Annotated in this window: 17 protein-coding genes; 10 read left to right on the forward strand and 7 right to left on the reverse strand. The window is 57.0% G+C overall.

Annotated features, from left to right (window positions below; genetic code table 11):
• Positions 1–188: 188 nt before the first annotated feature.
• From PSR62_RS11265 to PSR62_RS11275, 3 genes are all read left to right on the forward strand, one after another.
• On the forward strand, positions 189–2,351 hold the full coding sequence (locus PSR62_RS11265; protein ID WP_274407841.1) for an ankyrin repeat domain-containing protein: 2,163 nt from the start codon (positions 189–191) through the stop codon (positions 2,349–2,351).
• Positions 2,348–3,052, forward strand: coding sequence for a sulfotransferase domain-containing protein (locus PSR62_RS11270; RefSeq protein ID WP_274407842.1), 705 nt, complete (start codon positions 2,348–2,350; stop codon positions 3,050–3,052). The genes PSR62_RS11265 and PSR62_RS11270 overlap by 4 nt, the downstream gene beginning before the upstream one ends.
• A 176-nt stretch (positions 3,053–3,228) precedes the next feature.
• Positions 3,229–4,299, forward strand: a complete 1,071-nt coding sequence (locus tag PSR62_RS11275; RefSeq protein ID WP_274407843.1) for a mannose-1-phosphate guanylyltransferase — start codon at positions 3,229–3,231, stop codon at positions 4,297–4,299.
• Between the two features lie 313 nt (positions 4,300–4,612).
• Here the strand turns inward: PSR62_RS11275 and PSR62_RS11280 are convergent, their stop codons facing one another.
• From PSR62_RS11280 to PSR62_RS11290, 3 genes are all read right to left on the reverse strand, one after another.
• The gene (locus PSR62_RS11280) at positions 4,613–5,020 is read right to left on the reverse strand and encodes a response regulator (RefSeq protein ID WP_274407844.1); all 408 of its coding nucleotides are present in this window, start codon (positions 5,018–5,020) and stop codon (positions 4,613–4,615) included.
• A 3-nt stretch (positions 5,021–5,023) separates the two neighbouring features.
• Complete coding sequence (locus tag PSR62_RS11285) at positions 5,024–5,551, reverse strand: sensor histidine kinase (protein WP_274407845.1); 528 nt, start codon at positions 5,549–5,551, stop codon at positions 5,024–5,026.
• 84 nt (positions 5,552–5,635) lie between these two features.
• Positions 5,636–6,358, reverse strand: a complete 723-nt coding sequence (locus PSR62_RS11290) for a type IV pili methyl-accepting chemotaxis transducer N-terminal domain-containing protein (RefSeq protein ID WP_274407846.1) — start codon at positions 6,356–6,358, stop codon at positions 5,636–5,638.
• A 303-nt stretch (positions 6,359–6,661) separates the two neighbouring features.
• Between PSR62_RS11290 and PSR62_RS11295 the strand changes: the two genes are divergently transcribed.
• The gene (locus PSR62_RS11295; protein ID WP_274407847.1) at positions 6,662–8,689 is read left to right on the forward strand and encodes a hypothetical protein; all 2,028 of its coding nucleotides are present in this window, start codon (positions 6,662–6,664) and stop codon (positions 8,687–8,689) included.
• A 313-nt stretch (positions 8,690–9,002) separates the two neighbouring features.
• On the opposite strand, the gene serA is transcribed toward PSR62_RS11295, so the two are convergent.
• Both serA and serC read right to left on the reverse strand, forming a co-directional pair.
• Positions 9,003–10,625 carry a phosphoglycerate dehydrogenase gene (gene serA / locus PSR62_RS11300; RefSeq protein WP_274407848.1) on the reverse strand — a complete coding sequence of 541 codons (1,623 nt, stop codon included), beginning with the start codon at positions 10,623–10,625 and terminating at the stop codon, positions 9,003–9,005.
• A gap of 49 nt (positions 10,626–10,674) precedes the next feature.
• Positions 10,675–11,829: a 3-phosphoserine/phosphohydroxythreonine transaminase gene (serC, locus tag PSR62_RS11305; RefSeq protein WP_274407849.1), complete on the reverse strand. Its 1,155-nt coding sequence runs from the start codon at positions 11,827–11,829 to the stop codon at positions 10,675–10,677.
• Positions 11,830–12,355: 526 nt separating this feature from the next.
• Between serC and PSR62_RS11310 the strand changes: the two genes are divergently transcribed.
• The gene (locus tag PSR62_RS11310) at positions 12,356–13,654 is read left to right on the forward strand and encodes an O-antigen ligase family protein (RefSeq protein WP_274407850.1); all 1,299 of its coding nucleotides are present in this window, start codon (positions 12,356–12,358) and stop codon (positions 13,652–13,654) included.
• A complete protein-coding gene (locus PSR62_RS11315; protein ID WP_274407851.1) occupies positions 13,651–14,862 on the forward strand; it encodes a glycosyltransferase family 4 protein in 1,212 nt (403 codons plus the stop codon). Before PSR62_RS11310 ends, PSR62_RS11315 begins: the two co-directional genes overlap by 4 nt.
• Here the strand turns inward: PSR62_RS11315 and PSR62_RS11320 are convergent.
• Entirely contained in the window at positions 14,801–15,643 is an 843-nt protein-coding gene (locus PSR62_RS11320; protein ID WP_274407852.1) for an SDR family NAD(P)-dependent oxidoreductase, read from the reverse strand. The genes PSR62_RS11315 and PSR62_RS11320 overlap by 62 nt on opposite strands.
• A 223-nt stretch (positions 15,644–15,866) precedes the next feature.
• On the opposite strand from PSR62_RS11320, the gene PSR62_RS11325 reads away from it, so the two are divergent.
• Positions 15,867–17,081, forward strand: coding sequence for a CNNM domain-containing protein (locus PSR62_RS11325; RefSeq protein WP_274407853.1), 1,215 nt, complete (start codon positions 15,867–15,869; stop codon positions 17,079–17,081).
• On the opposite strand, the gene PSR62_RS11330 is transcribed toward PSR62_RS11325, so the two are convergent.
• Complete coding sequence (locus PSR62_RS11330) at positions 16,994–18,652, reverse strand: bifunctional folylpolyglutamate synthase/dihydrofolate synthase (protein ID WP_274407854.1); 1,659 nt, start codon at positions 18,650–18,652, stop codon at positions 16,994–16,996. The genes PSR62_RS11325 and PSR62_RS11330 overlap by 88 nt on opposite strands.
• A 260-nt stretch (positions 18,653–18,912) precedes the next feature.
• Between PSR62_RS11330 and PSR62_RS11335 the strand changes: the two genes are divergently transcribed.
• Genes PSR62_RS11335 through PSR62_RS11345 form a run of 3 tightly spaced genes read left to right on the forward strand, consistent with a single transcriptional unit; the run spans position 18,913 to position 23,707 of the window.
• Complete coding sequence (locus tag PSR62_RS11335) at positions 18,913–19,917, forward strand: ABC transporter ATP-binding protein (protein WP_274407855.1); 1,005 nt, start codon at positions 18,913–18,915, stop codon at positions 19,915–19,917.
• Positions 19,914–21,803 carry an ABC transporter permease gene (locus tag PSR62_RS11340; RefSeq protein WP_274407856.1) on the forward strand — a complete coding sequence of 630 codons (1,890 nt, stop codon included), beginning with the start codon at positions 19,914–19,916 and terminating at the stop codon, positions 21,801–21,803. The genes PSR62_RS11335 and PSR62_RS11340 overlap by 4 nt, the downstream gene beginning before the upstream one ends.
• The gene (locus PSR62_RS11345) at positions 21,800–23,707 is read left to right on the forward strand and encodes an IRE (iron responsive element) (RefSeq protein ID WP_274407857.1); all 1,908 of its coding nucleotides are present in this window, start codon (positions 21,800–21,802) and stop codon (positions 23,705–23,707) included. Before PSR62_RS11340 ends, PSR62_RS11345 begins: the two co-directional genes overlap by 4 nt.
• The last annotated feature ends 102 nt before the right edge of the window (positions 23,708–23,809 follow it).

Raw genomic sequence — 23,809 nt, forward strand, 5'->3', positions numbered from 1 at the left:
AAAGGGGAAGGGGGTCATTGTTTGTTTATCCGTCTGTTTTTAACCCGGTCCCCTTTGATTGGCTTCGGTTGAAATGGCTGCGAGTCACAAGGGAACCGTCCTTGATTATGGGGTCTTTACGGAAGAGGACGAGTCGTTGCCCTTGGATGCGGAAGAACGCCTTCGCTGGAATATACTAGGAGAGTTCAATGCGTCTTAAGATGTTGCCGTGGAAATGTGCAGCTCTCTTCGGGATGGTCTCGTGGGGGTGTTTGGCAGCGCAGGCGGACGAGAGGGTCGACAACACCGCGAAGGAACAGGATTATCGGCAGGAATATGGGTTGCTTGCCAAAAAATATTTCCACCATCCACTCGATATTCGATTGTGCGAGGCGATCGAGGCCAATGACTTGACAGCAATCCGCTCGGCAATTGCGAGTGGCGCGAATGCCAATGCCTCGGGGCTTGGGGGGGTGACCCCTCTGATCTGGTCCAGACTCTACCAGCGATTTGCGAGGTTTGAGTTGCTGCTGGTCCTTGGTGCTGATCCGAACGCACCCTTCACCTCGGAACCAGACCTAACTAGTTTCCGCAGTACCTTGCATGATTTTCCAGGGGAAACGGCAACTTGCTTTGCTGCGAAGACTGGGTACGACGGTTACCTGGAGTTGGTGCTGGAGCATGAAGCTGACTTGCGCACCATGGATGACAGTCGGCGATCGATTCCACTGCAGATCATGTGGGCCAGGGGCGCGAACCGAATGCAACGAATGAATGCATTTGTCGAGCACGGAGGAGAGATCAACCTTCCGAGTGGTTGGGGAGACAACGAAACATGTGCCGTGCATGCGATTTCTCGCGAGGCCTTCACTCTTGCTGTGATGTTATTCGAATTGGGGGGGGATCCCAACCTTCCTGTTCGTTATGGAGCTGGATGGGGCCTGCCGATTGATTTGGCGGTCTTTCCTATCTCGGAAGACTCTCTCGTTTTTATGGGACCTCGTCCCATTACTCAACGGACTCACGACCGAACTCTTCAAAATCGGCGAGCGTTGAAACGTTTGATCGTTTACCTCGAAGCCGCAGGGTTTTCATCCGAGGAGGCAATTCAGCGAGCAAGAAGGCGGTTCAACCCAAACTACGGGGATCTCGGCCCCGATGAGCTCGCTGCATTGCTTGACTCGACGGAGATGATTCCGAGAGAGGAAGAGCACGTGACGACCATCAAGGACTTGAGAGCAAGCAACGTTCCATTGCAGGTGATTCGTTGGCGAGAAGACACGAGTCATGTTGGTGAGCGGGCGCGAGAGGACGAAGGGATTCAGCGACCGCTGTTTCCACTGACCGAAGCCAAGTTTCGTCAGCACTACGGTTTGCGCGCCGAGCGTTTCTTTCAATCACCCAGCACCTTGGAACTGTGTGCGGCGATCGTCGCCAACGACCCCGGTCAAATTCGTGAGGCAGTGAAAAACGGCGCGGATGTGAATGATGTTGGGTTTGCGGGAATGACGCCGCTGTTGTTTGCGTTCCCGTTTCAACGTGCGGAGAGAATTCAGGCTCTCTTGGACTTGGGCGCGGATCCAACGCTGAGATTGACGAACTACACCGGCGTGCCTGGATTGACGATGCCGGGCCTGAGCGTTCTGACGGAAGCCTCCACGTCCTCGTCCGCCGAAATGTTCGAGCGAATTGTGGCGTCCTGTGAGAGTCAAGGTCTGCACTGGACCACCCATGAACATTGGAGTGGGATGCCAATGTTGCATGCAATCGTTTCTGGTTTGGAGTCGGAGCGGGTCGCCAAGATCAAGCGATTCCAGGCTGGTTCAGGCGATCTGCATCGACTCAATGAGGATGGGTGCGACGCTGCGATGCTGGCGATCTTTCTGTCCGACTGTGCAGCTGCCCAGCATTTGATCGAGGCTGGGGCGGATTTGAAGCGACGGAATCAAGCCGGGGATCATCTCCCAAACGTTTACTATCGCTATGAAAGCGCGTCTGCAGTTGAGAAGCACAATGCGGCCCAACTGAAATTTGAGACTCGGCTGGTTGCCCCGGCAAAGGAACTGAAAGCACTGCTCCAAAGGAAAGGATGTCAATTCGATGACCAAGCAGGGCGGATCCGGCGGGGCGAAATCGATGATGACATCAGGCGGGAGGCGGATGAGATCGGACGAAAGATCAGAGACAACGCGGAGCGACTACGTTTCAACTGGTATCCGCGTCAGGAGTTTGTTGAGGCGGGAGAAATCTTTCGTGACGATCGCTACGATTTACGGAAGGTGTTCGATGTTCAAATGCCGGTCGTGCCGGAAAACGTGCCAGGGCAACTTCCCTCAAACGGTGGCCTGAATCCAAAGGCGGTTCAGGAATGATTCGCTGGTTGGCGTCGTACCCCAAGTCAGGGAACACCTGGGTTCGCATTTTCTTGTGGGCCTATTGGAATGATGACGGCACGGACAAAGAGGTCGACCTGGACCGAATCCCCGAAATTTCGCATTCGGAAAGTCGTCTGAAGCTTTACGATGAGTTAGCGGGCCAGTCGATTGCTTCGTGGAACGCGGCGCGGGTCGCATCGCTGCGATTTGCTGTCCAGAAATCGGTCGCAATGCAATTGAAGCCTCACCAAGTCGTCAAAACACATAGTGCCAGAGCGAGGATAGCAGAGGTGCCATTGATCGTTCCGCAATGGACGGAGCGGGCCATCTACTTGCTGCGTCATCCGATGGATGTGGTCGATTCGTATGCTGATCACTGCGGCCTCTCGATCGATCAGACCATCCGGCTGCCCGATGGCAATGAATCCACTGTCGAGTCGATGGCACTTGCGAATCCAGTGGCACCAAACAACGCCATTCGACGTTGGCTTGTCAGCAACTTGGTCCGAGGTGTATCGCCGCGCCGTCTGGCCGAAATGAGCCGAGAGCACGGGGTGGATGCCGATGAAATGGAGGTCGAGTTGGATTTTGCTCTTCGGCACCCATACGTTTTGGGCGCCCTCGATGCGATCGCTGAGAAGCAAGCGCCGATTCCTACTCCCGAAAGGTCAACGAACAATCGTCAATCCGTTTGCTGATCGAACGTCAGCTCGGTTTGAGAATGGGCTGGGGCGTTTTCGTGTCAAATTCCGGGGAAGCAATCGGTTGGAAGCGGCAAGAGGCTGCTGCTGAACGGGCGAATCAGGTACAACGAGCGGGCGACGATCAGTTCGCTGGATGACTTACACCTTGGACTTCAATACGGATCTCGATCATGCTTCACGCGATCATCATGGCAGGTGGCAGCGGAACTCGTTTTTGGCCCGCTTCTCGAAAAGCCAAACCAAAACAACTGCTGTCCTTGGCTGGTGATCGCACGATGATCCAAGCCACGCGGGATCGGCTCAGTTCGGTGATTCCCGCGGAGCGAACGCATGTGTTGACCTCCGTCGCGTTGGTGGATCCGATCGCGGAACAATTGCCCGAGCTGCGCCGCGAAACAATCGTGGGTGAACCATGTCGGCGTGACACCGCACCGTGTGTTGGACTGGCAGCAGCCTTGGTGGCTCATGAGGACCCTGACGCGGTCATGCTGGTTTGCCCCTCGGATCACGTGATCCTGCAACACGACAAGTTCGCCGAGGGCGTGCGGCGTGGAGAAGCGATCTTGGCAGATCATCCCGATGCGATTGTGACCTTTGGAATCAAGCCTTCCTATCCGGCGGAGTCGTTTGGCTACATTCAACGTGGCGAAGTGATCGACGGCCATGAGGCTTTTCAGGTCAAAACATTTCGCGAAAAACCGGATGCCGAAACGGCCAAGCAGTACTTGGCCGAAGGCACTTTTTCTTGGAACAGCGGGATCTTCTTGTGGCGAGCCCAAACCATTTTGGATGCGCTGAAGCAGCACGAGCCGGAAATGTTCTCGCACATCGAGGCGATCTCGAAAGCAATCGGCACCGAAGACTACGACGCCGTGCTGCAGAAAGAGTTCGCTGCGATTGAAGGCAAATCAATCGACTACGCGGTGATGGAACGGCATTCACCGGTCGTTGTCATCGAGGCTCCGTTTGACTGGGACGATGTGGGAAGCTGGCAAGCGGTTTCGCGACTGCACCCGGCTGATGAATTTGGCAATGCGGTCGTCGGCACGCATGTGAGCGTTGACTCGACCGGTTGCATCATCCATGGGACGCCCGGGCACACGATTGCCACCATTGATGTGCACGACCTGATCGTGGTGCAGACTCCCGATGCGACCTTGGTGGCTCCCAAGGCTTCGGAAGAACGAGTCCGAGAAATCGTCGCTGCCTTGCAGAATGGCGGGGCGGAAGAGCTCACCTAAGCACCACGTGAAAAACAAGTGACGTAGCGGAAGGGCGCGAGCCCTCCGGTTCCTCACCGGGCGGCTTGCGCCACACCGCTAACATCGTCACTTGTTGTTCACGCGTTGCTAAGCAGGACGGCAGGAGTCTTTCGGCTTCTCTCTGTCTTCATCCCTGCCGGGATCAAAAATCGCGCAACAGTGCTTCCCAGCACCAAACGTTTCGCGGTCCAGGCGAACGCCCAAACGGTTCTCATGGTTCTGCCCGATCATTGCTGCCGACCTGCTTGGAGACGGGACGCTTGCGGGGACGGCGATCGCGCTGACGCTCACGTCAATCCATCGAGCTCTTTGCGATGGAGGATCGGACCGCTTCGTGGATTTGTTTGATGTGCTGGATGTGCTCCCCAGTGAGCGGTTTGACGAAGTAGTCCATGACAAACGGGTATCGCATGGCTGGGTCACGGTCACGTGACTCTTCTGAGCTTGTGAGCATCGCAACAACAGGGAGGTTGCCGGGGTCTGTTTGGGAGTACTCCTGCAAGAATTCATGACCGTTCATTCGCGGCATGTTGATGTCGACGAGAATCACATCCGGTTTCGTCTCGCTGTCTCGCAGGATTGCCAACGCTTCCAAGCCATCGAAGGCGGTTGTGAGATCGAGGGCTTCCCCGGCACGTTTGAAGGCCATTTGGCAGAGGTAGTGGAACGCTTCATCGTCTTCGATGAGGAGGATTCGCACTGGTCAGGCTCCCAGGCTGGGGAAATGGATTGTGAATCGGGATCCGTCTTCTGTCTGACGGTAACCGACCGAACCGTCGATCGCATCGACGTTTTTGGAAACCAGGTACAAGCCCAGTCCGCTTCCATCTGAGACTTGGGGGTGAAAACGTTTGAACATGCCAAAAATCTGGTCGTTGAACTTTGGATCAATTCCCAGCCCATTGTCGCAAATCGACAATTCGAAATCATTCCCGACCTTTTTCACTTCGATCGTGATTCGGGAGGTCCGTTGATGGATGTCTCGATATTTGACCGCGTTGCTGACCAGGTTCTCGATCGATTGTTTCAGGGGCACCCGCTTGGTTTGCACTTGAAGCTGTTCATCGCAAAGGACTTGAAAGTCAACCACATCGCCGCCGGGCAAATCACGGCCGTGTTGCACTGCCTCGTCGATGAGGGAGCGGAGCGGAACGGTCTTAACGAGAGAGTCTGCCATGCTTTGTTTGACCAAGTCAACGATGTCTTGAATCGTGTATGAAAGTTTTGTCAACGAAGTTTCTGCGCGGCGAATCGCCTCCTTGGCTTCCTGCGGATCATCTTCGTCGAGCAATTTGATCGCCAGTTGCGAAAGACATCATGAGGAAACAACTGGCGAACGAAGGTCATGCGACATCCGGTAGGTGAACTCGATCAGTTCCGCGTTCGATTTTTCGAGGTGTTCCAGGGCGTTGGTGACCAGTGCCACGGTGGGTTGGAATACAAACCAAACCAATGCGAACAGGGTGCCCAATGAAACCAGTGTGAGGATTGCCTTGTAGGTTTGAAATGCCTGGATCCGTTTCTCCGCATCGGATTGGTGCTCAGCGACCACTTGGTCCAGCAAACCGAGCATTGGCCCGTCGAAGGCGATGCGTGCCAGATGATCTGTGGCGTTGCGATTGCTCGTTGCCAGTGATTCTTCAGCGCTGCGAAGGTAGTCTCGTATTTGGGAGTCGAGTCGACCCTCGCCAAAGTAAATCTCAGTTCGTCGGGGCGAGGTCGGGATCTCGCGTGACAGGAACGCATGGGATTGCCGCATCAACTGAATGGAGTCGCTCAGCTCTGCCCGGCAGGTTGCCTCAAATGAAGGGGAATCTGAGAGCAGCAGGGCACGGGAAGCCAGGGCAATGCGTTGAGACAGCATCCGTTGTCGACCGCTGACGTTGACCAGGAACGCATCTTCGTTCGCTTTCCGAATTTGTTCGGATTCGCAGACGAAGGCGAGGATGATCGTCGCGAAAATGATGCCGATCGCGATGCCAAAACGCTTTTTGAGAATCTGCCGCATTCTCAAAGCGTTGATTTGCTTGGTAGTCATGTTGTGCCCCAGGACGTGCTCTGCTCGATCCAACCATAGCACACAAAAGCCCAATCCATTGAGGGGGACGCAATGAGTCCTTTGGAGAGAGTCCAGGGGTGAACAGGGCTGTGTCGATTGGGGAGATCGTCCCGGCAAAGGGTGGCGGATGCGGCGCTGCCTGTTGTCTCGCGATTGGGCTTGTCGTGGAGGGCGGAATCTCGCTATCGATCGGTGTGATGCTCTGGTTTCAGATGCATCGCCGTCGGCAGGCTGGTCTGTGGACGGTACCTCCCGGTTTTCCGCGTCACACGCAGTGTTTTGATGAACGAACACACCGCCACCCATCCGTCGCATCCAGGGACGCTATCGTCTCGTGCGTTGAAAGTTCTCTGCGCCGGTCTGGCTTGTCTCACGACCTTCGTCGAATCTGCGGACGGCCAAGACACCTCTGCCAACACGGTCAACCAGCCCTACTTGGTATTTGTGTCCGATACCGAGGCGCATCTTCGTTGTGGGCCGTCGGGCGAATACTACAAAACCGATCCTGTTCGACACGGGCAAGAACTCGAAGTTTACGTTGAAACCAGCGATGGTTGGTTGGGCGTGCGACCTGTCGAAGAAAGCTTTTGTTGGGTCGACGCGGATGCGGTCAAACTGAATCAACCCAGCAACTCGAAGCAATCGTCCGGGGCGGATGTCCTGGGGACCGCGACCGTCACCGAAGACAAAACCGTTGCCTGGATTGGAACCAACCTTGGGCGAGCCCGTCGCTATCGATGGCAGGTTCAATTGGGGGCAGGCGAAGAGATCACCATCGTTGGCAGCAGCGAACGCGAAGGGCCCGATGGGCCGCAAACCTGGTATCGCATTGTGCCTCCTTCGGGCGAGTTTCGTTGGATTCACCAGGACCAAACGGCTGCCACGGCGGAAGCGTTGGTCGCGAGTCTGAAACGACCGGAACCGGCTCAGCACATGTTCATTCCTGATGGCAACACCGAACCCACACCCACGCCAGCTGGGGAGCAACCCCGCGTTGCGATGTCGCAATTCGAAGCAGACGTGGCTGACGAAAATTGGGATTTGCGGACCGACTCCCCGTCTCGAACTGAAAGTCTGGAGCGCTCTCATCCTCGCCGTGAATTGGCGGATCGGGTGGCTCGGTTGAGCCGCGGTGAAGAACAGGCTCATCCTGGCGCCGAAGTGGTTGCCCAGGCTGAACATCATCCTCGTAGCCTTTCGGATCGGATTGCTCGCGGCTTGGAATCACTGGTCGGCGGAGGTTCCAGCGACGTGGCGGACCTGGAACCGGTCACTCAGTCCAGTCGTCGCATCCCTGACTTGGTGCCGATCGAAGAGCACCGGGTCGCCAGCGCAGCCGCGATGTCGCAAGGCATCGCGAGGGTGGGTCATGAAGAACCCGTCCACAGTGATGTCGTGGGCAGTGGGGTTGCACCCAATTCAGGAGCTGCTGCTCAGTCAGCTGCAAACCTTGCGGCGGCACCATCGCTCGCGCCGGCGGATGATCCCGCCGAATCGAGCATGCGTGATTCACGAATGACGATCACGTCGCGTCCCCGGATGGTTGATGGAAATGGATCCCTGGCAACGACCAGTGGAGGGTGGAGTCAAACGCCGCCTTCGGGAATTCAGCAAGTCTCGGCAACGTTTCCTGCGGCACCTCCGAAGTTGCGAACCATCGCAGCGGCTCAAATCGAACAGGTCCAGCGAGATGTTGCCCAAGCCGATGTGAGCATGTTGCCAGTTCTATTTTCCAAGCTGATGGCGCGAGGAGCATCGGCACCTGAGGTCGCATTGGTAGCTGAAGCCGCTGAACGCCTGCAGTTGCATGCCTTGGCGACTCGTTGCCGCGAATATCAGGTCGTTGCTCAACGACGTGATGGGGAGACCGTCGTGCAGACGATGTCACTTCCCACGCCGATGACACCCGTTCCCACGATCCCGTCACCAGTCACACCGATTTCTTCCATGGCCACAGCAGCGGCTGGAATCAATGGCAGCATGCCGCGTGCGGCGATGAATGCTGTTCCGTCTGCGCAGCAGGCTCCAGAGATTGCAACGGTTTCCCACGAAGTGCCCAGTGCGGCACCCGCTGCGTTACCGGTTCACGAAGGAACGCTGGTTGAGGTTTACTCCGCCGATCCAAGTCGTCCACCGTACGCCATCACCGACCGTGGTGGTCGCACGTTGGCCTATGTGACTCCGGCACCCGGTGTTGATGTGCATTCGCACTTGGGAGCCACCATTCGAGTGACGGGCGAAAGTGGGTACCTGAAAGGGATCGACACGCCTCACGTGTTGGCCACTTCCGCTGCCCGAATTGTTCGCTGAGAACACGAGCCACAGCGGACTCAAAGCAGAAACGAAATCAAACGAAAGAAGGCACGGTGAAATTCACCGTGCCTTCTTTGCTTGGTCCATGTTGGTTGAAACGCCCAAACGGCTCACATGATTCTGCCCCAGTATTCCTGCCCACCGGCTTAGGACCACGTGAACAACAGGTAATGAAGCGGAAGGGCGCGAGCTCTCCGGTTCATCACCGGGCGGCTTGCGCCGCACCGCTAACATCGTCACTTGTTGTTCACGCGTTCCTTAGCAACACGTGTCCACGACGACAGCCTGACACTCACGCCTCAAGCGTGGCTTAGCTGAGCCAGCTGGGCAATTGACCGGCCGCCGGCATGTCGATGACTTGGCATTCGGTGATCGCGTCGATGGCGAGCAAATCATCGAGTGCTTCCGGTGGCACGTCGCCGTCCAGGCTGAGCACGCCGATGGCGGAACCGCCGGGGGCGTCGCCTTCGCGTCCGACCGCCATTTGGGCGATGTTGACGCCATGACTGCCAAACGTCGTGCCGACGCGGCCGATGATCCCAGGAACGTCCTTGTGAACGAAGACCAACAGTTTGCCGTCCAGGAAGGATTCCAGGCGGTAACCGTTGACCAGGATCAAACGTGGCATTTCGTGGCCGAGAATCGCGGCACCGGCTTGGACGGTTTTGCCGTTGCCGCTGACTTCCGCGGTGATGCTGCTGGTGAAGGCACCTTTGTCGCCAACGCGTTCGCAGGTCAGTTCGATGCCGCGTTCGCGGAGCAGCATTTCTGAGTTGATCACGTTGGCGTCTTCGACCACACGTTCCAACAATCCAGCGCAGAACGCATTGTTGAGGACTCGCGTGTCTTTGCTGGAGACTTCGCCGCGGAATGTCAGGCGAGCGTGATCGATGCCACCGCCGTGCAGTTGGCTGAGGAACAATCCCAAGCGATGAGCCACGTTGAGGTGACCACGAAGCTCGGCCAATGTCTTGGGGTCCAGCGATGCCACGTTGACGCTGTGGCGAATCTCACCGGTGCGGAGGTAGTTCAGCAGCAGGTGAATGCCTTCCACGGCGACTTGCGTTTGGGCTTCTTCGGTGCTGGCACCCAAGTGCGGTGTGCAGACGACGCCGGGCATGCCAAACAGAGGGCTGTCCGTGCAGGGTTCGTTCTCGTAGACGTCGAGCGCGACCCCACCGAGCTGGCCAGATTTCAAGCCTTCGACCATTGCTTCGGCGTCGTAGATGCCACCGCGAGCGACGTTGATGATTCGCAGGCCCGGTTTGACCTTTTCAAGTTGCTCCATGCCGATCAGGCCGCGAGTTTCGGGCGTCAGCGGCGTGTGGACGGTCAAGTAATCGATTTGCGGAAGCATTTCGTCGACGGTTCCGACGCGGCGAACCTTCAGCGATTCGGCTTGGTCGTCGGTCAGGAAGGGATCGAAAGCGACCACGTCCATGTCAAAGGCTTGAGCACGCGAGGCGACTTCACGACCGATGCGGCCCATGCCGACGATGCCCAGTGTTTTGCCGGCGACCTGGGTGCCCATGAATTTCTTGCGGTCCCAACGGCCTTCGACCAAACTTTGGTTGGCCGCGGCAATGTTGCGGCTCATGGCGAGCAGCATTGCGAAGGTGTGTTCGGCGGTGCTGACGGTGTTGCCAGCGGGCGTGTTCATCACCACGATTCCGCGCCGCGTCGCGGCTGGTTTATCGATGTTGTCGGTTCCGACGCCGGCGCGCACCAAGGCTCGCAGACGCGTGTTGCCTTCCAGTGATTCCGGGGTGATGGTCACGCCACTGCGAAGGATCGCCGCATCGAACTCATTGAGCGACTGGCGAAGTTCTTCGCCTTTGAGTTTGGTGCGAATTTCGTATTCGATTCCCTCGGTGGCTTCGAGCAAGTCGATGCCTTCTTGGGCGATATCATCCAGAACGAGAATGCGATGCATGGTGGGGATTGAGATTGAAGGTTGGGGATGGATGGTTCAGGGAGGCTGACTAGCTGTTCTTGCTGGCGAAGTCGTTCATGAACGAAGCCAAGGTGTTGACTCCTTCGCGAGGCATCGCGTTGTAGATGCTCGCTCGGATGCCGCCGACGCTGCGGTGGCCTTTGAGAGCGGCCAGTTTGTGCTCCGCAGCTTCCGCGATGAATTTCGCGGTCAGTTCGTCGCTGGGCAGATTGAACGTCACATTCATCAAGCTGCGGCAATCCGTTTGTGCGTGGCCACGGTAGAAACCGTTGCTGGAATCGATCGCCGAGTAAAGTTGCTGTGATTTTTCGCGGTTGATGGATTCCATCTTTTCCAGGCCGCCCATGTCATCTCGAAGCCAACGGGCGACTTTGCCGAGCACGTAGATCGCGAATGTCGGTGGAGTGTTCCATTCCGAATCGTTGTCGTGATGGTTCTTGAAGTGCAGGTAGCCAGGAATGTTGGGATCGGCTCGGTCGAGCAGATCCTTCCGCATGATCACGACGGACACGCCGGCAGGTCCTGCGTTCTTCTGAGCACAGGCGTAAAGCAAACCGTATTTGTCGATCGGCAGTGGGCGAGAAAGGAAATCGCTGGAAGCGTCGCTGACCAAGGGCACCGAGTCGGGGCAGTTTGGTTCGGTCGGGAACTGAACGCCTTGAATTGTTTCGTTGCTGCAGTAGTACATGTACGCCGCGTCGTCGGGGCACACCAAATCGGACGTCGAGGGCACGTGGTCGTAATTCGATTCCGCCGCGTCGAAGAGAACGTCGACGTCGCCTTCTTTCTGGGCTTCCTTGATCGCTTTTTTGCCCCAGGACCCGGTCAGGACGTACTGGGCTCGTTTGCCGCTTCCGCGAAGCAAGTTGGCAGGGATCGCTGAGAACTGCAGCGAGGCTCCCCCTTGGATGAACATCACCGAGTAGTCGTCGCTGACGTTCAACAATTCACGGATGGTTGATTCTGCATCATGCAGCACATCGACGAAGAGCTTGTCGCGGTGGCTGATTTCCATGATCGACGCGCCCGCGCCGGGGTAACACAGCATCTCGTCCTGAATTTCCCGCAGCACCGATTCGGGCATGGTGGCCGGACCCGCCGAAAAATTGAACACCCGTTCGGGGTTGCTGGCGGAAGATTGGCGGGCGGAAGTGGTTTGCACACCTTGGGCTGATGCAGTCATTCGAGGCGGCTCGGTTGCATAGGGGTGATGGGGAGGAGGTTCCGCGGCAAAACGCCTGGTTTCGGAACCCGTTTTGGCGGATTCTAAACTTCGGTGCCCAGATGCGGAAGGCAACCCGAAAACGCGACCGGGGCGGAATTGGCGGGGAGCGATACCGTCGCTGGATCTGCCTCGCGAGAACACCGGGGATTCGGCCGTGCATTGTCAGGTGAGATGCCTGCCTGGGCTCACCATCCTGGGCTCACTCGGGCGGGAGACGCTGCAATGACTTGGAGACTCCCTCTGGGGAGGCGGGTTCGCCTTGGCTGACACCTGCCCAGCGGTCATGCCAGCGGTTGGGGCAGGCAAAACAGCAGAAAAAGGGCGGCCAGACTCGTTTGGGCCGACGAACTTCAAAACACGCCTGCGAAAGAGTCGGGCGGCCAATTATGCTGGAACACCGTTTGTTTGGTGATCTCCGCTGATGTCCGTGAGCTAATTTCCCGTCACTATGCTGCAACTCACTCAGCAAATTCGCTCGGCCTGGATGAACAGTTCGTTTTTGTCCATCTCGTCTTGGTGCGTGGTCGCTCTATCGACCTTCTTCGGGCCGCTGGATATTGGTTCGGATGCGACGGCCATGACGGTCGGTCTGGACATCCGGGTCGCTTGCAAGTTGATTGTGGCGGGAGCGGCGTTCCTGGTCGGTGCGTATGGTCTGCTGACGTCTGCGAACGTTCGCCAAACCTTGACGACGATGCCTCCCCTGGTTGTGTTGGCCATTTTGATGCTGGTTGGATTGGCGACGCCGATCGCGATCAGCGGTTCGTCGCTGCCTGCTGCGCTGATCAACTTCGCCTACGTCGTGTTCCTCGTCGTCGCGTTGTTCACGATTGGTTTGCGTGGGGTCGTCACCGCGATCTTGGTCGGTGTGACCGCCACGATGGCGCTGGCATTGTTCTTGTTCGTGTTCGTGCCGAAGTACGGTTCCTTTCCTGAATTGTTGGCCGATGGTTTGGTGGTCAATCGGATGTCGGGGACGGCGCATCCCAATGCGGTGGGACGAGCGATGGTGCTTGGCGTGATTGCAACGCTGTACATGTTTCGCAGTGGCACGTTGCGATTGAACGTTGCCCTTCCCTTGACGGTTTGTTTTGCACTGGCGGCTTACTTGGCTTGGAGTCGCACCGCGCTGTTGGCGGGGGCGTTTGGGGTAAGCGTCTTGTTCTTGGACCATTTGCGAGGTCGCGTGGGAGTTTCCGCAATCGCCTTGATCGCGTTGCTAGGCGTTGTCGGAATGACCTTTGTCTATGCGACTGGGCGCGAGGACCAATTTGTCGGGAAGGTGTTGGAAAAGGTTTCCAAGTCAGGCGATGCGGAGGAGATCACCAGCGGAACCGGGCGTTCCGAGATTTGGGCGAAAGCAATCGGATTGATTTGGGAGCGTCCGATCGTGGGGCACGGTTTCAATGCGGCCCCGATCCTGATGTTGGAGTACTCGCAGGCCACGCACAATGCAGTGCTCCATGCGTCTTTGGCGGGCGGATTGATCGCGGGGGCATTGATGGCTGGGTTGTTGTTTTGGAATGTCTGCCTCGTGTTCGTCGGAGAGCATTTGTTGATCCGCGCGTTTTCGGCTTTCACCATTCTGTCGTGCATGACCGAGGACACGGTGTTGGAAATCTTTCCCGGTCCATGCACCCTTGTTTGGATGACGTGCATTTTCTACCCGGTGTTGGTCGATGCTCGGCAGCTGGATGCGGTGGAAGCAGAGCGTTCGCAACGCGATGCTGCTGAAACATCGACCGATTCTCTAGGACGTGGCGGGGTTTTGGGCACATCATGAAGCGAGCTTCCACGGCGACGGTCGTCAATTTACGCAACTTTTTCGCACCTGATTCAGTTGCCATTGCTCAAGCGTGGGATCAGCGCGTTGGTCAATTGATTGTCTTGATCTCCGTTGCCATGGAAGGCAATCGAACGTGGAAGCCCGATGATGGCGGGCTCGATGTTCGGCAGCAGAAAACTTGGACTCGGACTCGGGTGGATCATCACCCAGGTGGTTACTCCGACGTCAACTACGTTCACTTTCCGATCGACACTTTGCGGCAGTTGAAGCGAGCGAAGGCCGATGTCGTGGTGTCGACCGAGTTGGGTGTGAGATCCATGATGTCGGCGTTTCACTGCGCTCGGTCGGGATGGTTTGGGTTGCGGAAACGCCGGTGTCAGTTGGTCATTGCTGTGAGCACATCGCCCTGGATCGAAGCCAGTCGCTCGGGATGGTTGCGGCGAATCCAGCGGCGATTGCTGCTGTCGCAGGCCGACCGGGTGACCCATCACGGTCCCGAGTGCAAGCAGTGGTTGATCGATTTGGGAGTTCCGGAAAAACGATTGGCTCCGTTCCAGTACTCCGCCGACCCCACCAAAATTTACACGGGGGAGTTGGTCAGCCAGTCGAAGGAACGGGTTCGCGTGTTGACTGTCGGTCAGTTGATCGACCGAAAAGGTGTTCGCGAAGCCTTGGCAACCATGATCGAAGTCACCCAGCGATCGCCTGAACTGAATGTTGACTGGACCCTCATTGGCGGCGGTCCGTTGTTGGACCAGTTGCGGGCTGTTCCAACGCCGTCGAACCTGACGGTTGATTGGCGAGGAAATTGCGACGCCCAACAAATTCGCGACGCGTACCGCGATCACGAAGTCATGTTCTTTCCAACCCGCGGCGATGAGTGGGGGTTGGTGGTCGACGAAGCCTTGCACAGCGGGTTGGTTGTGATCGGAAACGATCGGGCGCAAGCCGTTGTGACGCTGATTCGAGACCGGCTGAACAGCGCGGAGCAAAACGGTTGGGTGGTCGAGATCGATCAAGCGGACTCGTTGAGCGACGCGCTGAATGCTTTTTCAAGAATGAACTCCGACGAGCGGCTGGAAATGCGGTTGCAAGCCCGGCGTTCGGTTGCGGATCGAACCCCCGAGGCCTCGGCGGATCAGATCACAAATCTGATTGATCAGATGTTGGTGGAGCGACAAAGCGGCGATTCCAGCCACCGTTGACATTGATGTTTTGCCCGGTGACAAAGCTGTTTTCGGGTGCGACCAAGTAGGCAACGGCTTCGGCGATGTCCTGTGGTTTGCCCCAGCGATGCATCAGCGATTGATGTTTCGCTCGGTCGTCCCAGTAGCCGGAAGTGGTCTCTCCCCAGGCTGTTTGGGTCCAGCCAGGTGAGACTGTGTTGACGCGCACGTGGGGCGCCAAGGTTTGTGCGAGTGACGCGGAGAATGCCATCACCGCGGCTTTGACAGGCCCGAACATCATGCCAGCCTCGCCTTCCATTCCCAGCGGAGCTTGGTCCCATCCGATGAAGATCATCGAGGGGACGACGCCATCGTCAGCCGCCCGCGCGATGGATTGTTGTTGCAGCCGAGCGCCAACCAAACGCGAGAGTGCGATGGTGCCTTGAAGATCGACCGCCAGCAGGTGTTGAAGCTTCACGTCGAACGACCAATCCGAGGCCTCGCCGGTCAAGACATCCAAGCCGGCGTTGTTGACCCAAGTCTGCACGCTGCCGAGTTTCTCAAAAGCTTCCTGGGCCAGTCGGTGCACGTCATCTGAATCAGCCAGATCCGCGGCGACGATGTGGGCGTCTTGGCCTCTTGTGCGGATGGCTTCGGCGGTGGATTCGGCGCCTTCCCGATTGCGGCAGTAGTGAACCAGGAGGCGTGAATGCCTCTGTGCGGCTCGCTCGGATTCCGCCAATCGGATCGCGATCGCCCGGCCGATGCCGCTGGAGGCACCGGTGACGACGATGCCGGATGGAATCGGTTGGGCAGCCATGGCGAACTCGGCGAAAGGTGATGGGGCGGAAACCAAGCGAAAGAGAGCTTGGGAAACTAAACAATCCCGGCGGCCCGAGAAACCGGACCAAATCGCGACCGGGGTGTTTGGTGGAGCCCAAACCGTGATCGAATTGAACGCTCCAGTGGGCGGTTACCAGCCTGGCGGGTGCTGTATGATGGCAACCCTGAGGCCCGTCTCCTTCTCATTGAATTTGTTGTTCATGCTTCTGTTGATCTACCTCGTTTCTGCGATTGGCTTTTCTTTTTACTGCAGCGTTGCCGAAGCCGTGTTGCTATCGATCACGCCTTCGTTCATTGCAACGCTGAACAAGACCAAGCCGATTGCTGCGAAACGTTTGAGCCGATTGAAAGCCAACATTGATCGGCCGTTGGCTGCAATTTTGAGCTTGAACACGATTGCGCATACGATTGGAGCTGCCGGCGTTGGTGCGGAAGCATCCAAGTTGTACGGCGACACGGCGTACGGTGGTCATGCGGTCGGCATTGCCAGTGCTTTGATGACACTGCTGATTTTGATCTTCAGTGAGATCATTCCCAAAACGATTGGTGCGTTGCACTGGCGTTCGCTCGGCCCGTTCGTGGCGACCTCGGTGGGCTACTTGATCGTCCTGCTCTACCCGTTGGTGTGGCTGAGTGAGCAGTTGACCAAGCTGTTGTCAGGCGGCAAAGGTCAGCACACGCTCACCCGAGATGAGTTGTCGGCGATGGCGGAAATTGGGGCTCAGCAGGGTGTGTTGGACGATCACGAATCACGCGTGTTTCAGTCCTTGATGCGACTGCCTGATTTGACGGCGGAGGACATCATGACCCCACGCGTGGTCATCATCGCTTTTCCTGAAACGATGACGGTGGGCGAATTGTTAAGCAAAACGCTGCCTGAACAATCAGGCGAACCCGAGGCGGGCGGTGACGGTTCCTCGGATCCCGGTGCCCCGACCCAAAGTGATGAGGTCGTGGATCTGCCGGTCTCGCGAATTCCGATTTACGATCAGCAGCTGGATCGGATCACAGGATTTGTGTTGAAAGTCGATTTGTTGCTCGCCCACACGCGAGGGCAATCCAGCCGAACGCTCAAAGAGTTTTCGCGTCCGGTCGCGGTGGTGCGGCACAATCGTCCGCTGCCAAAGTTGCTGGAAATCTTGTTGGAAGGTCGCCATCACTTGGCGATGGTCAGCGATTCGTACGGCAGCATTGTTGGCTTGGTGACCCTGGAAGATTTGGTGGAAACGCTGCTCGGACTGGAAATCGTGGACGAGTCAGACCGGCAAGTGGATTTGCAGCAGTACGCACGGAAACGATGGGAAGAGCGTGCTGCTCGAATCGGAATTCAGCCGCTCGATGAGCCGGTGGAGGAAGGCGAGACGCGGGGCGAATCCAACCAGGGATCTTCCGATTCGGGTGAACCGGCGAGCTGATCGCGTTGTTGGACCAGCCAGGGCCGAAGTTCTGCGGCTAAGAAGAAGGAACCGCAGATGACCAGAACTTCATGGGCCGCCAGGCAGCCAACCGCGTGCTGGATCGCTGCGATGGGCGTCGGGGATTGTGTGATCTGTTCCGGGGGCAGGCCCGCCTCGATAGCCGCTTGGTGCAGATCAGCGACGGGCACGAAACGCGGGTTGCCTTCGTATCGAGTCAGCGTCCAGCGATCGAAGTGAGGCTGCATTCGCTGAAACATTGCCAGCACGTTTTTGTCGGCACTGGTGCCAAACAAGCACTGTTTTCGACGACCATGCATGCGGTGGTTCACGACGTTCAGCATCGCTTCGATCGAGTCCGCGTTGTGAGCCGTGTCGAGCAGCACGATCCGGTCGCCCGGCAATTCGAACCGCTCCAAACGAGCTTCCATTTGCAGCGAGGCGAGGCATTCGTGAATGCGTTGTTCGGGAAGAAGTTGGGGGGCGATCTCGGGCAATGAATTCACCAACGCCAGCGCGATGGCGGCATTGTGAACCTGGTGGGCGCCTTCGAGTTTCAGTTCGATCTTGGTTTCCGCAGGCATCCAATCACGGAGGCCTTGGATGCGGAAGCTGCTGCCCCAGTTCGGGCTGGTTTCCGAATCCGTTTCAATTTGAATCTCCGAATCAATTTGGATCTCCGTGCCCAAATGCTTCAGCGGAGCACCGATTTGCTCCGCCGTTTGAATGATCACATCTCGAACCGGACCGGGGGGGACGCCGTTGATGGCCGGAATGCCCGGTTTAAAAATGCCGGCTTTTTCTGCCGCGATCAACTCAACCGTGTTGCCCAGCACGTGTTGATGATCCAGCCCAATGCTGGTGATTGCGGTGGCGTGGCTTTGGAAGACATTGGTGCTGTCCAGGCGTCCGCCCAAACCTGTTTCCAGAACCCAGACGTCACAATGGTGTCGCTGGAAGTGTTCGATCGCCATCGCGGTGGTCAGCTCGAAAAACGAGGGGCCGCCGATGGGAGCCGCCGTCATCGCGTCGACGATCGGACGCATGGAATCGATCAACCCGATCATCTCCTCGGGGGTGGCGATTTCACCGTCGACCCGGAATCGCTCTTCCAAGTGCACCAAGTGGGGTGAGGTGTACAGGCCGACTCGATAACCCGCCGCGTGCAGCAGCGCGGCGACCATCGTGGCTGCACTTCCCTTGCCTTTGGTTCCCGCGAGATGCACGATTTGGACTTGTTTTTGGGCACGTTCGACAGTGTTCAGCCCACTCTCCGCTTGGCCACCCTTCGCATCCGCTTGCCCATCATTCGAGCGGGTGTTGGTTGAGGTTTGATTTGGCCGAGGGAACGAATTGTTGGAAGGCGTTTCACCGACGGAGGGGGTGTGTTCCGCGTCTTCCGTTGGCTCGATGCTCAGGTGTTGACCATGGCCCAGTCGCCGGATCAGATCACGCATCCGTTCCAAGGTGAAACGGTAGCGGGAACCGGGGGCTGCCAGTTTTTCGTAATCAATTCGGTCGACCAACCAGCCGAGGGCGGTTTGGTAGGCGTCGCTGTCTCGCGAGATCACGGTCGATCCATTTTCGGTGTTTGAATCATCGTGATCGTGGGAAGTGGTCAGAGACGCCGGAAGAGGGATCGCCCGCGTGACATCGAGGACGCGGGAATCGAACAGTCGCAGTGATAAAAATAGAAACCCTGGCTGACAACCCCGAACCGTCTGGGAGGATACCTCGTAGCGTAGGGGACTTCTCGGTAGGCTCGGAATTTTGACGAGTCTGTTTTATCAATTATATTCGTCTTTTCTCTTTGAGTCGGGATCCTTCATCCGTGAGTACCGAACCCAACGCGGCAGTGGCTGACGCGCCGCAAACCGCGACACCGGATTCTGCCGACGCCTCCAGCTCGATCGTCATCGAAACCCGCAACCTGAGCAAGATTTACCGTGACTTCTGGGGCCGGAAAAAGGTTCACGCGTTGAAGTCCTTGGACATTGAAGTCCGTCCGGGAGAAATCTTTGGCTTGCTGGGGCCCAACGGAAGCGGCAAATCCACCACCATCAAACTGATCCTCGGGTTGCTTTTTCCGACCAGCGGACGAGTGCTGGTGTTCGATCAAGACGCCAGCGAAACTCGCAAGAACGAGCGAATCGGGTATTTGCCCGAAGAATCGTACCTCTACAAATTTTTGACCGCGGAAGAAACACTGGACTTCTATGGTCGGTTGTTTGACTTGTCCGCCTCCGAACGACGCGATCGGGTATCGCAGCTGATCGAAATGGTTGGTTTGCAGGGTGCCAAGCACCGCCAGCTGAAGGAATACAGCAAGGGGATGACCCGCCGAGTCGGTTTGGCTCAGGCGTTGATCAACGACCCCGACCTGATTCTGTTGGACGAACCGACCACCGGATTGGACCCGATTGGTACTCGCGAGATGAAGGATTTGATCCTTGGCCTTCGCGATCAGGGCAAAACGGTTTTGCTGTGCAGCCACCAACTGGCCGACGTCCAGGACGTTTGCGACCGGGTTGCGATCTTGCACCAGGGCGAACTGAAAGAGTTGGGGCGAGTCAGCGATCTGTTGAAGGTTCAAGACGTGACCGAAGTTCACGCGACCGGGTTGTCCGAGGCGGCCAAAACCGAGATCGCAGATGTGATTGCCCGGCACGGCGGAACGGTCCAGTCAATCGACAACCCGACGGCAACGATGGAAGACTTGTTCCTCAACATCGTGCGAGAGAGCGAAGCTCGTCCAGGTGCTCGCCGATTCTCACAGGGTTCCGACGCGGCTCCCGCCAATGATGGCAGCGGTGACAGCGACGGAGGACAGGCATGAACCTACAACCGGAAGATTTCTGGTCGTATTCGCAGTGGTTTCTTCGTGACGGTGCTTTCTTGGAAAGTGCGGCGCTCAAAGGAATCGTGCTGTTTGCTCTGGCCGTCGTGCTGGGGCTGATCGCAGGCTATGTGATTTCGTCGTCTCGTTACGGTTCGGGAGAAGGTTTCTTTGCCGTCGCTCGTGCGGTTCGTGACTTCTTCAAATTCGACCTGCCGGGAACCAGCTTGCGACGCATCTTTGCACTCGCAAGGCTTTCGTTCAAAGAAGCACTGCGGCGAAAGGTTCTCTACATCGTCGGCTTGTTTGTGGTCTTGTTGCTGCTGGCAGGTTGGTACCTGAACCCGCAGAGCGATGACCCGGCTCGACTTTATGTCAGCTTTGTTTTGACAGCCACGAACTACCTGGTGTTGGCGCTTGCGTTGTTCATCAGTGCTTTCTCGCTGCCCGAGGACATCAAGAACAAAACGATCTACACGATCGTGACCAAACCCGTTCGAGTCACCGAACTGATCGCGGGTCGAATGCTCGGGTTCATTGGCGTCGGCACGATGATCTTGGTGCCAATGGGTTTGCTCAGCTATGTCTTTGTGGTTCGAGGGTTGGATCACTCGCACCAGGAAGTTGTCGAGGTGCGTGAGCTTCCCGGTGGTGGGTACGAGGGGGAAACCGACTTTGTCCAGTTCCATTCCCACACCTTCGAATTGAATGAGGCCGGTGAAGGTCTGACGAACATTGTTCGCGGGCACCGCCACGTGGTGCGTCGCAATGAAGACGGAACATTCCAGATCGGTCCTCCCCAGGGAGCGCTGCGAGCCCGGATTCCATCTTATGGTTCGATCCGATTTCGGGATCGTTCCGGGAACCTGCAAGAAGAAGGCATCGACGTCGGCAACGAACGTTTGGCCGGCGGATACAGCAGCACTGGGATCGCACGCCTGATCGGCGTCGCCAAGGGATCTCGCAAGATTGAACACGGCTATGTCGAAGGTGGGTCGCTGGGAACCGCTGAGTTCACGTTTGAGAACGTGACTCAGAATCGGTATCCCGACGGCATTCCGGTTGACCTCTCGCTGCGTGCCTATCGGTCATACAAGGGTGACATCGAAACCGGAATTCGCGGTTCCGTCACCATGAAGCACCCTGACAAGGCCATCGAGAGCAACCCGGTTGCTTTCATCGTGGATGAATACGAAGTGGACGAGAAGATTTTGCCACTTCAGATTGAGGGCACCGACGGCAGCGAAACTCGCATGCTGAATGTGTTCGAAGACTTGGTCAATGAAGACGGCCAAATCATGATCATCATCCGCTGCCTGGATCGGGCTCAGTACTTGGGCGTGACGAAGAGCGGTGTGTACTTGCACCCCGCTGACAACACCTTCGGTTGGAACCTCACCAAAGCCTACGGTTCGATTTGGTTGCAGATGACGATGGTGATCGCGTTTGGCGTGATGTTCAGTACCTTTTTGACGGGACCGGTCGCCATGATCGCAACCTTCGTCTGTGTTTTGCTGGGGTTCTCAGCGGAACAGGTGTTCGACACCCGGCACTACATTGACAGTGGCATTGAGCGGGGAGGCGGGCCGATCGAATCGATGGTTCGTCTGCTTCGACAAGATGCCATGACGACCCAGTTGGACGTCGACACGGTGGCCGCCAAGGTGATCAAGACGGTCGACGCAGCCATTGTTTATGGCTTGGATGCAATCGCCACGGCACTGCCCAACCTTCCCAAAATGGTCGAGACGGCAGAGTACGCCGCTTCGGGCTTTGATATTTTCGGTGCGTTGCTTGCGCGGCACGCCACGGCAACGTTCGGGTACGTCCTGCTTGCCTTCATTGTCAGTTATTTCATCCTGAAATCGCGTGAGATCGCAGCATGAATCGCACAACAGTTCTGCGACGTAAATTGGTCTATCTGATGATCCTTGTGGTCATGCTGATTCCCTTGTACCTGTTGGGGCAACCCAGCGGTGGTGGAGGGGAAGGTGGCGGCCGCTTGGCCCAGTTGCGAGGCAAGTATGACATTGCCGAGAGCGATCTCGGTGAAATCAGCCCTGCCAGTGAAACGATGAAGCTCGCTTCGTTGGGACTTCGTGGGGTGGCCGCATCGCTGCTCTGGAAGAAGTCCCACGATTACCGGGTGATGCATGAGTGGGATCGTTTGAAAGCGACCCTCAACAACATTGCTTTGTTGCAACCTCACTTTGATAAAGTCTGGGAATTCCAGGCTCACAACTTGGCCTACAACGTTTCCACCGAGTTCGACGATTACCGTCAACGCTATGAAATGGTGCGTGAAGGAACGGAGTTCCTGACCAAGGGTGTCAACCAAAACCGAAAAGCACCTCGCTTGGTTTGGTACACCGGTTGGTTCTATGGTCAAAAGATGGGGATGTCGGACGAGAAGCAGCAATTTCGTCGTTTGTTCTCGGAAGATGAACAACTGCACGAAGAGCTGTTGAAAGAAAACATCGCCGTCGACAGTCCCGAGGCTCGTGGGCCAACAAATAAGCCGGACAATTGGTTGGTTGGCCGCTTGTGGCTGAACCGGGGTTATGACCTGGTGGAATCCGGCGTTCAGATTCGTCGTCAGACTCCGCTGAACTTCTACGAGACCGGTCCAAAGTGGCGTCTGAAACACGCCGAGGCCATTGAGTCCGAAGGTATCTTGGACGAACGTGCCCAGAACGCTTGGCAATTGGCCTCCGCAGATTGGAAGGCCTTTGGCAATCGCTCCGTGCCCACCACCGCTGCGTTCACCATCAAGTTGGGGCAGTTGGATGAGTTGATTCGTCAACGGGCCGACAAGATCGAAACGTTGGAAGAAGTCGCGGGCGACGCCTACTTGGCCGCTCGGGCAAAAGCGATTGAAAAGCTGGGGCCCGTTCAACGTGACGCCCTGTCGACTCCTGAGGAGCAGCGGACCAAATCGCAGCAGTCGATTGCCGAGAAGGCGGAGGATTCGATCAGTGTCAACTACGACGAAGTCGCTCGCTCAGCTCAACAGTCCAAGCAATTGGCAGCTCTGCAGTTGGTCGAAGACATCAAGGATCTGGACGAACGAATCCTGAAGACAGAAGGCTATCGCAAGCAGATCAACTATCCCTACTGGGACACGTTGGCTCTGGCCGAACAAGAGGAACGAACCGTTCGAGCTCGGCGACTGATCTACGAGGCTGAGAAAGCCAACGCAGATGCGGAACTTGAAAAGGCAATCGGCTTGTACGAAGAAGCCTTCGAGGTTTGGGCGGAGATCTTCGATGACTATCCGATCCTGGTGATCGATGACACGGCTCAGGATTTGTACGAATCTCTGCGTCGTTACCGCATCGCGATTGACTCGGACGAAATGCCCGATGACTTCCCACTGAAGGCCTTCGTGGAATTGATGGGCGAGTACGGGCAGGTCGACCAAGACATGTACGAACAAGTCCGTCAGACTCAGAAGGATTTGGCTGCCAAGCGTCAGGCGGAACTGGAAGAAGAAGAGCGGCGACTGGAAGCAGAGGCTGCCGAAGAGGAAGCCGCCAAAAAGAAAGCTGCCAAAGAAGCAGCGATGGAGGAGAAGGCAACCGATGATTCGGAAGGCGAAATGAAAGCCGATGCCAACGAATCCCCTGAGCCGGAACAAGCTGATTCAGAGACGGATCAAGCCGACAAGGCTGAGGTGAAGGAAGAGGCAACCGAGACGGAGTCAGAAGCATCTGACGCGGAAGTCTCCGGCGAAGAAGAGACTCCCGCCGAAGATGGGTCCGCCGATCCACCTGCTGAACCGGACGCGTGAACGACCGAGGTTTCTCGCACTGAAATTTGACGAAGCCCGTCGTGTCCAACTGGATGCGGCGGGCTTCTCAATTTGAGCCGCAAGGTTCTATGTCGTTGAGAG

This window comes from Rhodopirellula sp. P2, assembly GCF_028768465.1.
Lineage (GTDB): Bacteria > Planctomycetota > Planctomycetia > Pirellulales > Pirellulaceae > Rhodopirellula.

Excerpts from the sequence above, each read along its gene's own strand:
- PSR62_RS11275 (WP_274407843.1), top strand. The coding sequence starts at position 3,229 with ATGCTTCACGCGATCATCATGGCAGGTGGCAGCGGAACTCGTTTTTGG.
- serC (WP_274407849.1), bottom strand. The coding sequence starts at position 11,829 with ATGACTGCATCAGCCCAAGGTGTGCAAACCACTTCCGCCCGCCAATCT.
- PSR62_RS11310 (WP_274407850.1), top strand. The coding sequence starts at position 12,356 with ATGAACAGTTCGTTTTTGTCCATCTCGTCTTGGTGCGTGGTCGCTCTA.
- PSR62_RS11345 (WP_274407857.1), top strand. The coding sequence starts at position 21,800 with ATGAATCGCACAACAGTTCTGCGACGTAAATTGGTCTATCTGATGATC.
- PSR62_RS11295 (WP_274407847.1), top strand. The coding sequence starts at position 6,662 with ATGAACGAACACACCGCCACCCATCCGTCGCATCCAGGGACGCTATCG.
- PSR62_RS11270 (WP_274407842.1), top strand. The coding sequence starts at position 2,348 with ATGATTCGCTGGTTGGCGTCGTACCCCAAGTCAGGGAACACCTGGGTT.
- PSR62_RS11265 (WP_274407841.1), top strand. The coding sequence starts at position 189 with ATGCGTCTTAAGATGTTGCCGTGGAAATGTGCAGCTCTCTTCGGGATG.
- PSR62_RS11320 (WP_274407852.1), bottom strand. The coding sequence starts at position 15,643 with ATGGCTGCCCAACCGATTCCATCCGGCATCGTCGTCACCGGTGCCTCC.
- PSR62_RS11340 (WP_274407856.1), top strand. The coding sequence starts at position 19,914 with ATGAACCTACAACCGGAAGATTTCTGGTCGTATTCGCAGTGGTTTCTT.
- PSR62_RS11315 (WP_274407851.1), top strand. The coding sequence starts at position 13,651 with ATGAAGCGAGCTTCCACGGCGACGGTCGTCAATTTACGCAACTTTTTC.
- PSR62_RS11325 (WP_274407853.1), top strand. The coding sequence starts at position 15,867 with ATGCTTCTGTTGATCTACCTCGTTTCTGCGATTGGCTTTTCTTTTTAC.
- PSR62_RS11290 (WP_274407846.1), bottom strand. The coding sequence starts at position 6,358 with ATGACTACCAAGCAAATCAACGCTTTGAGAATGCGGCAGATTCTCAAA.
- serA (WP_274407848.1), bottom strand. The coding sequence starts at position 10,625 with ATGCATCGCATTCTCGTTCTGGATGATATCGCCCAAGAAGGCATCGAC.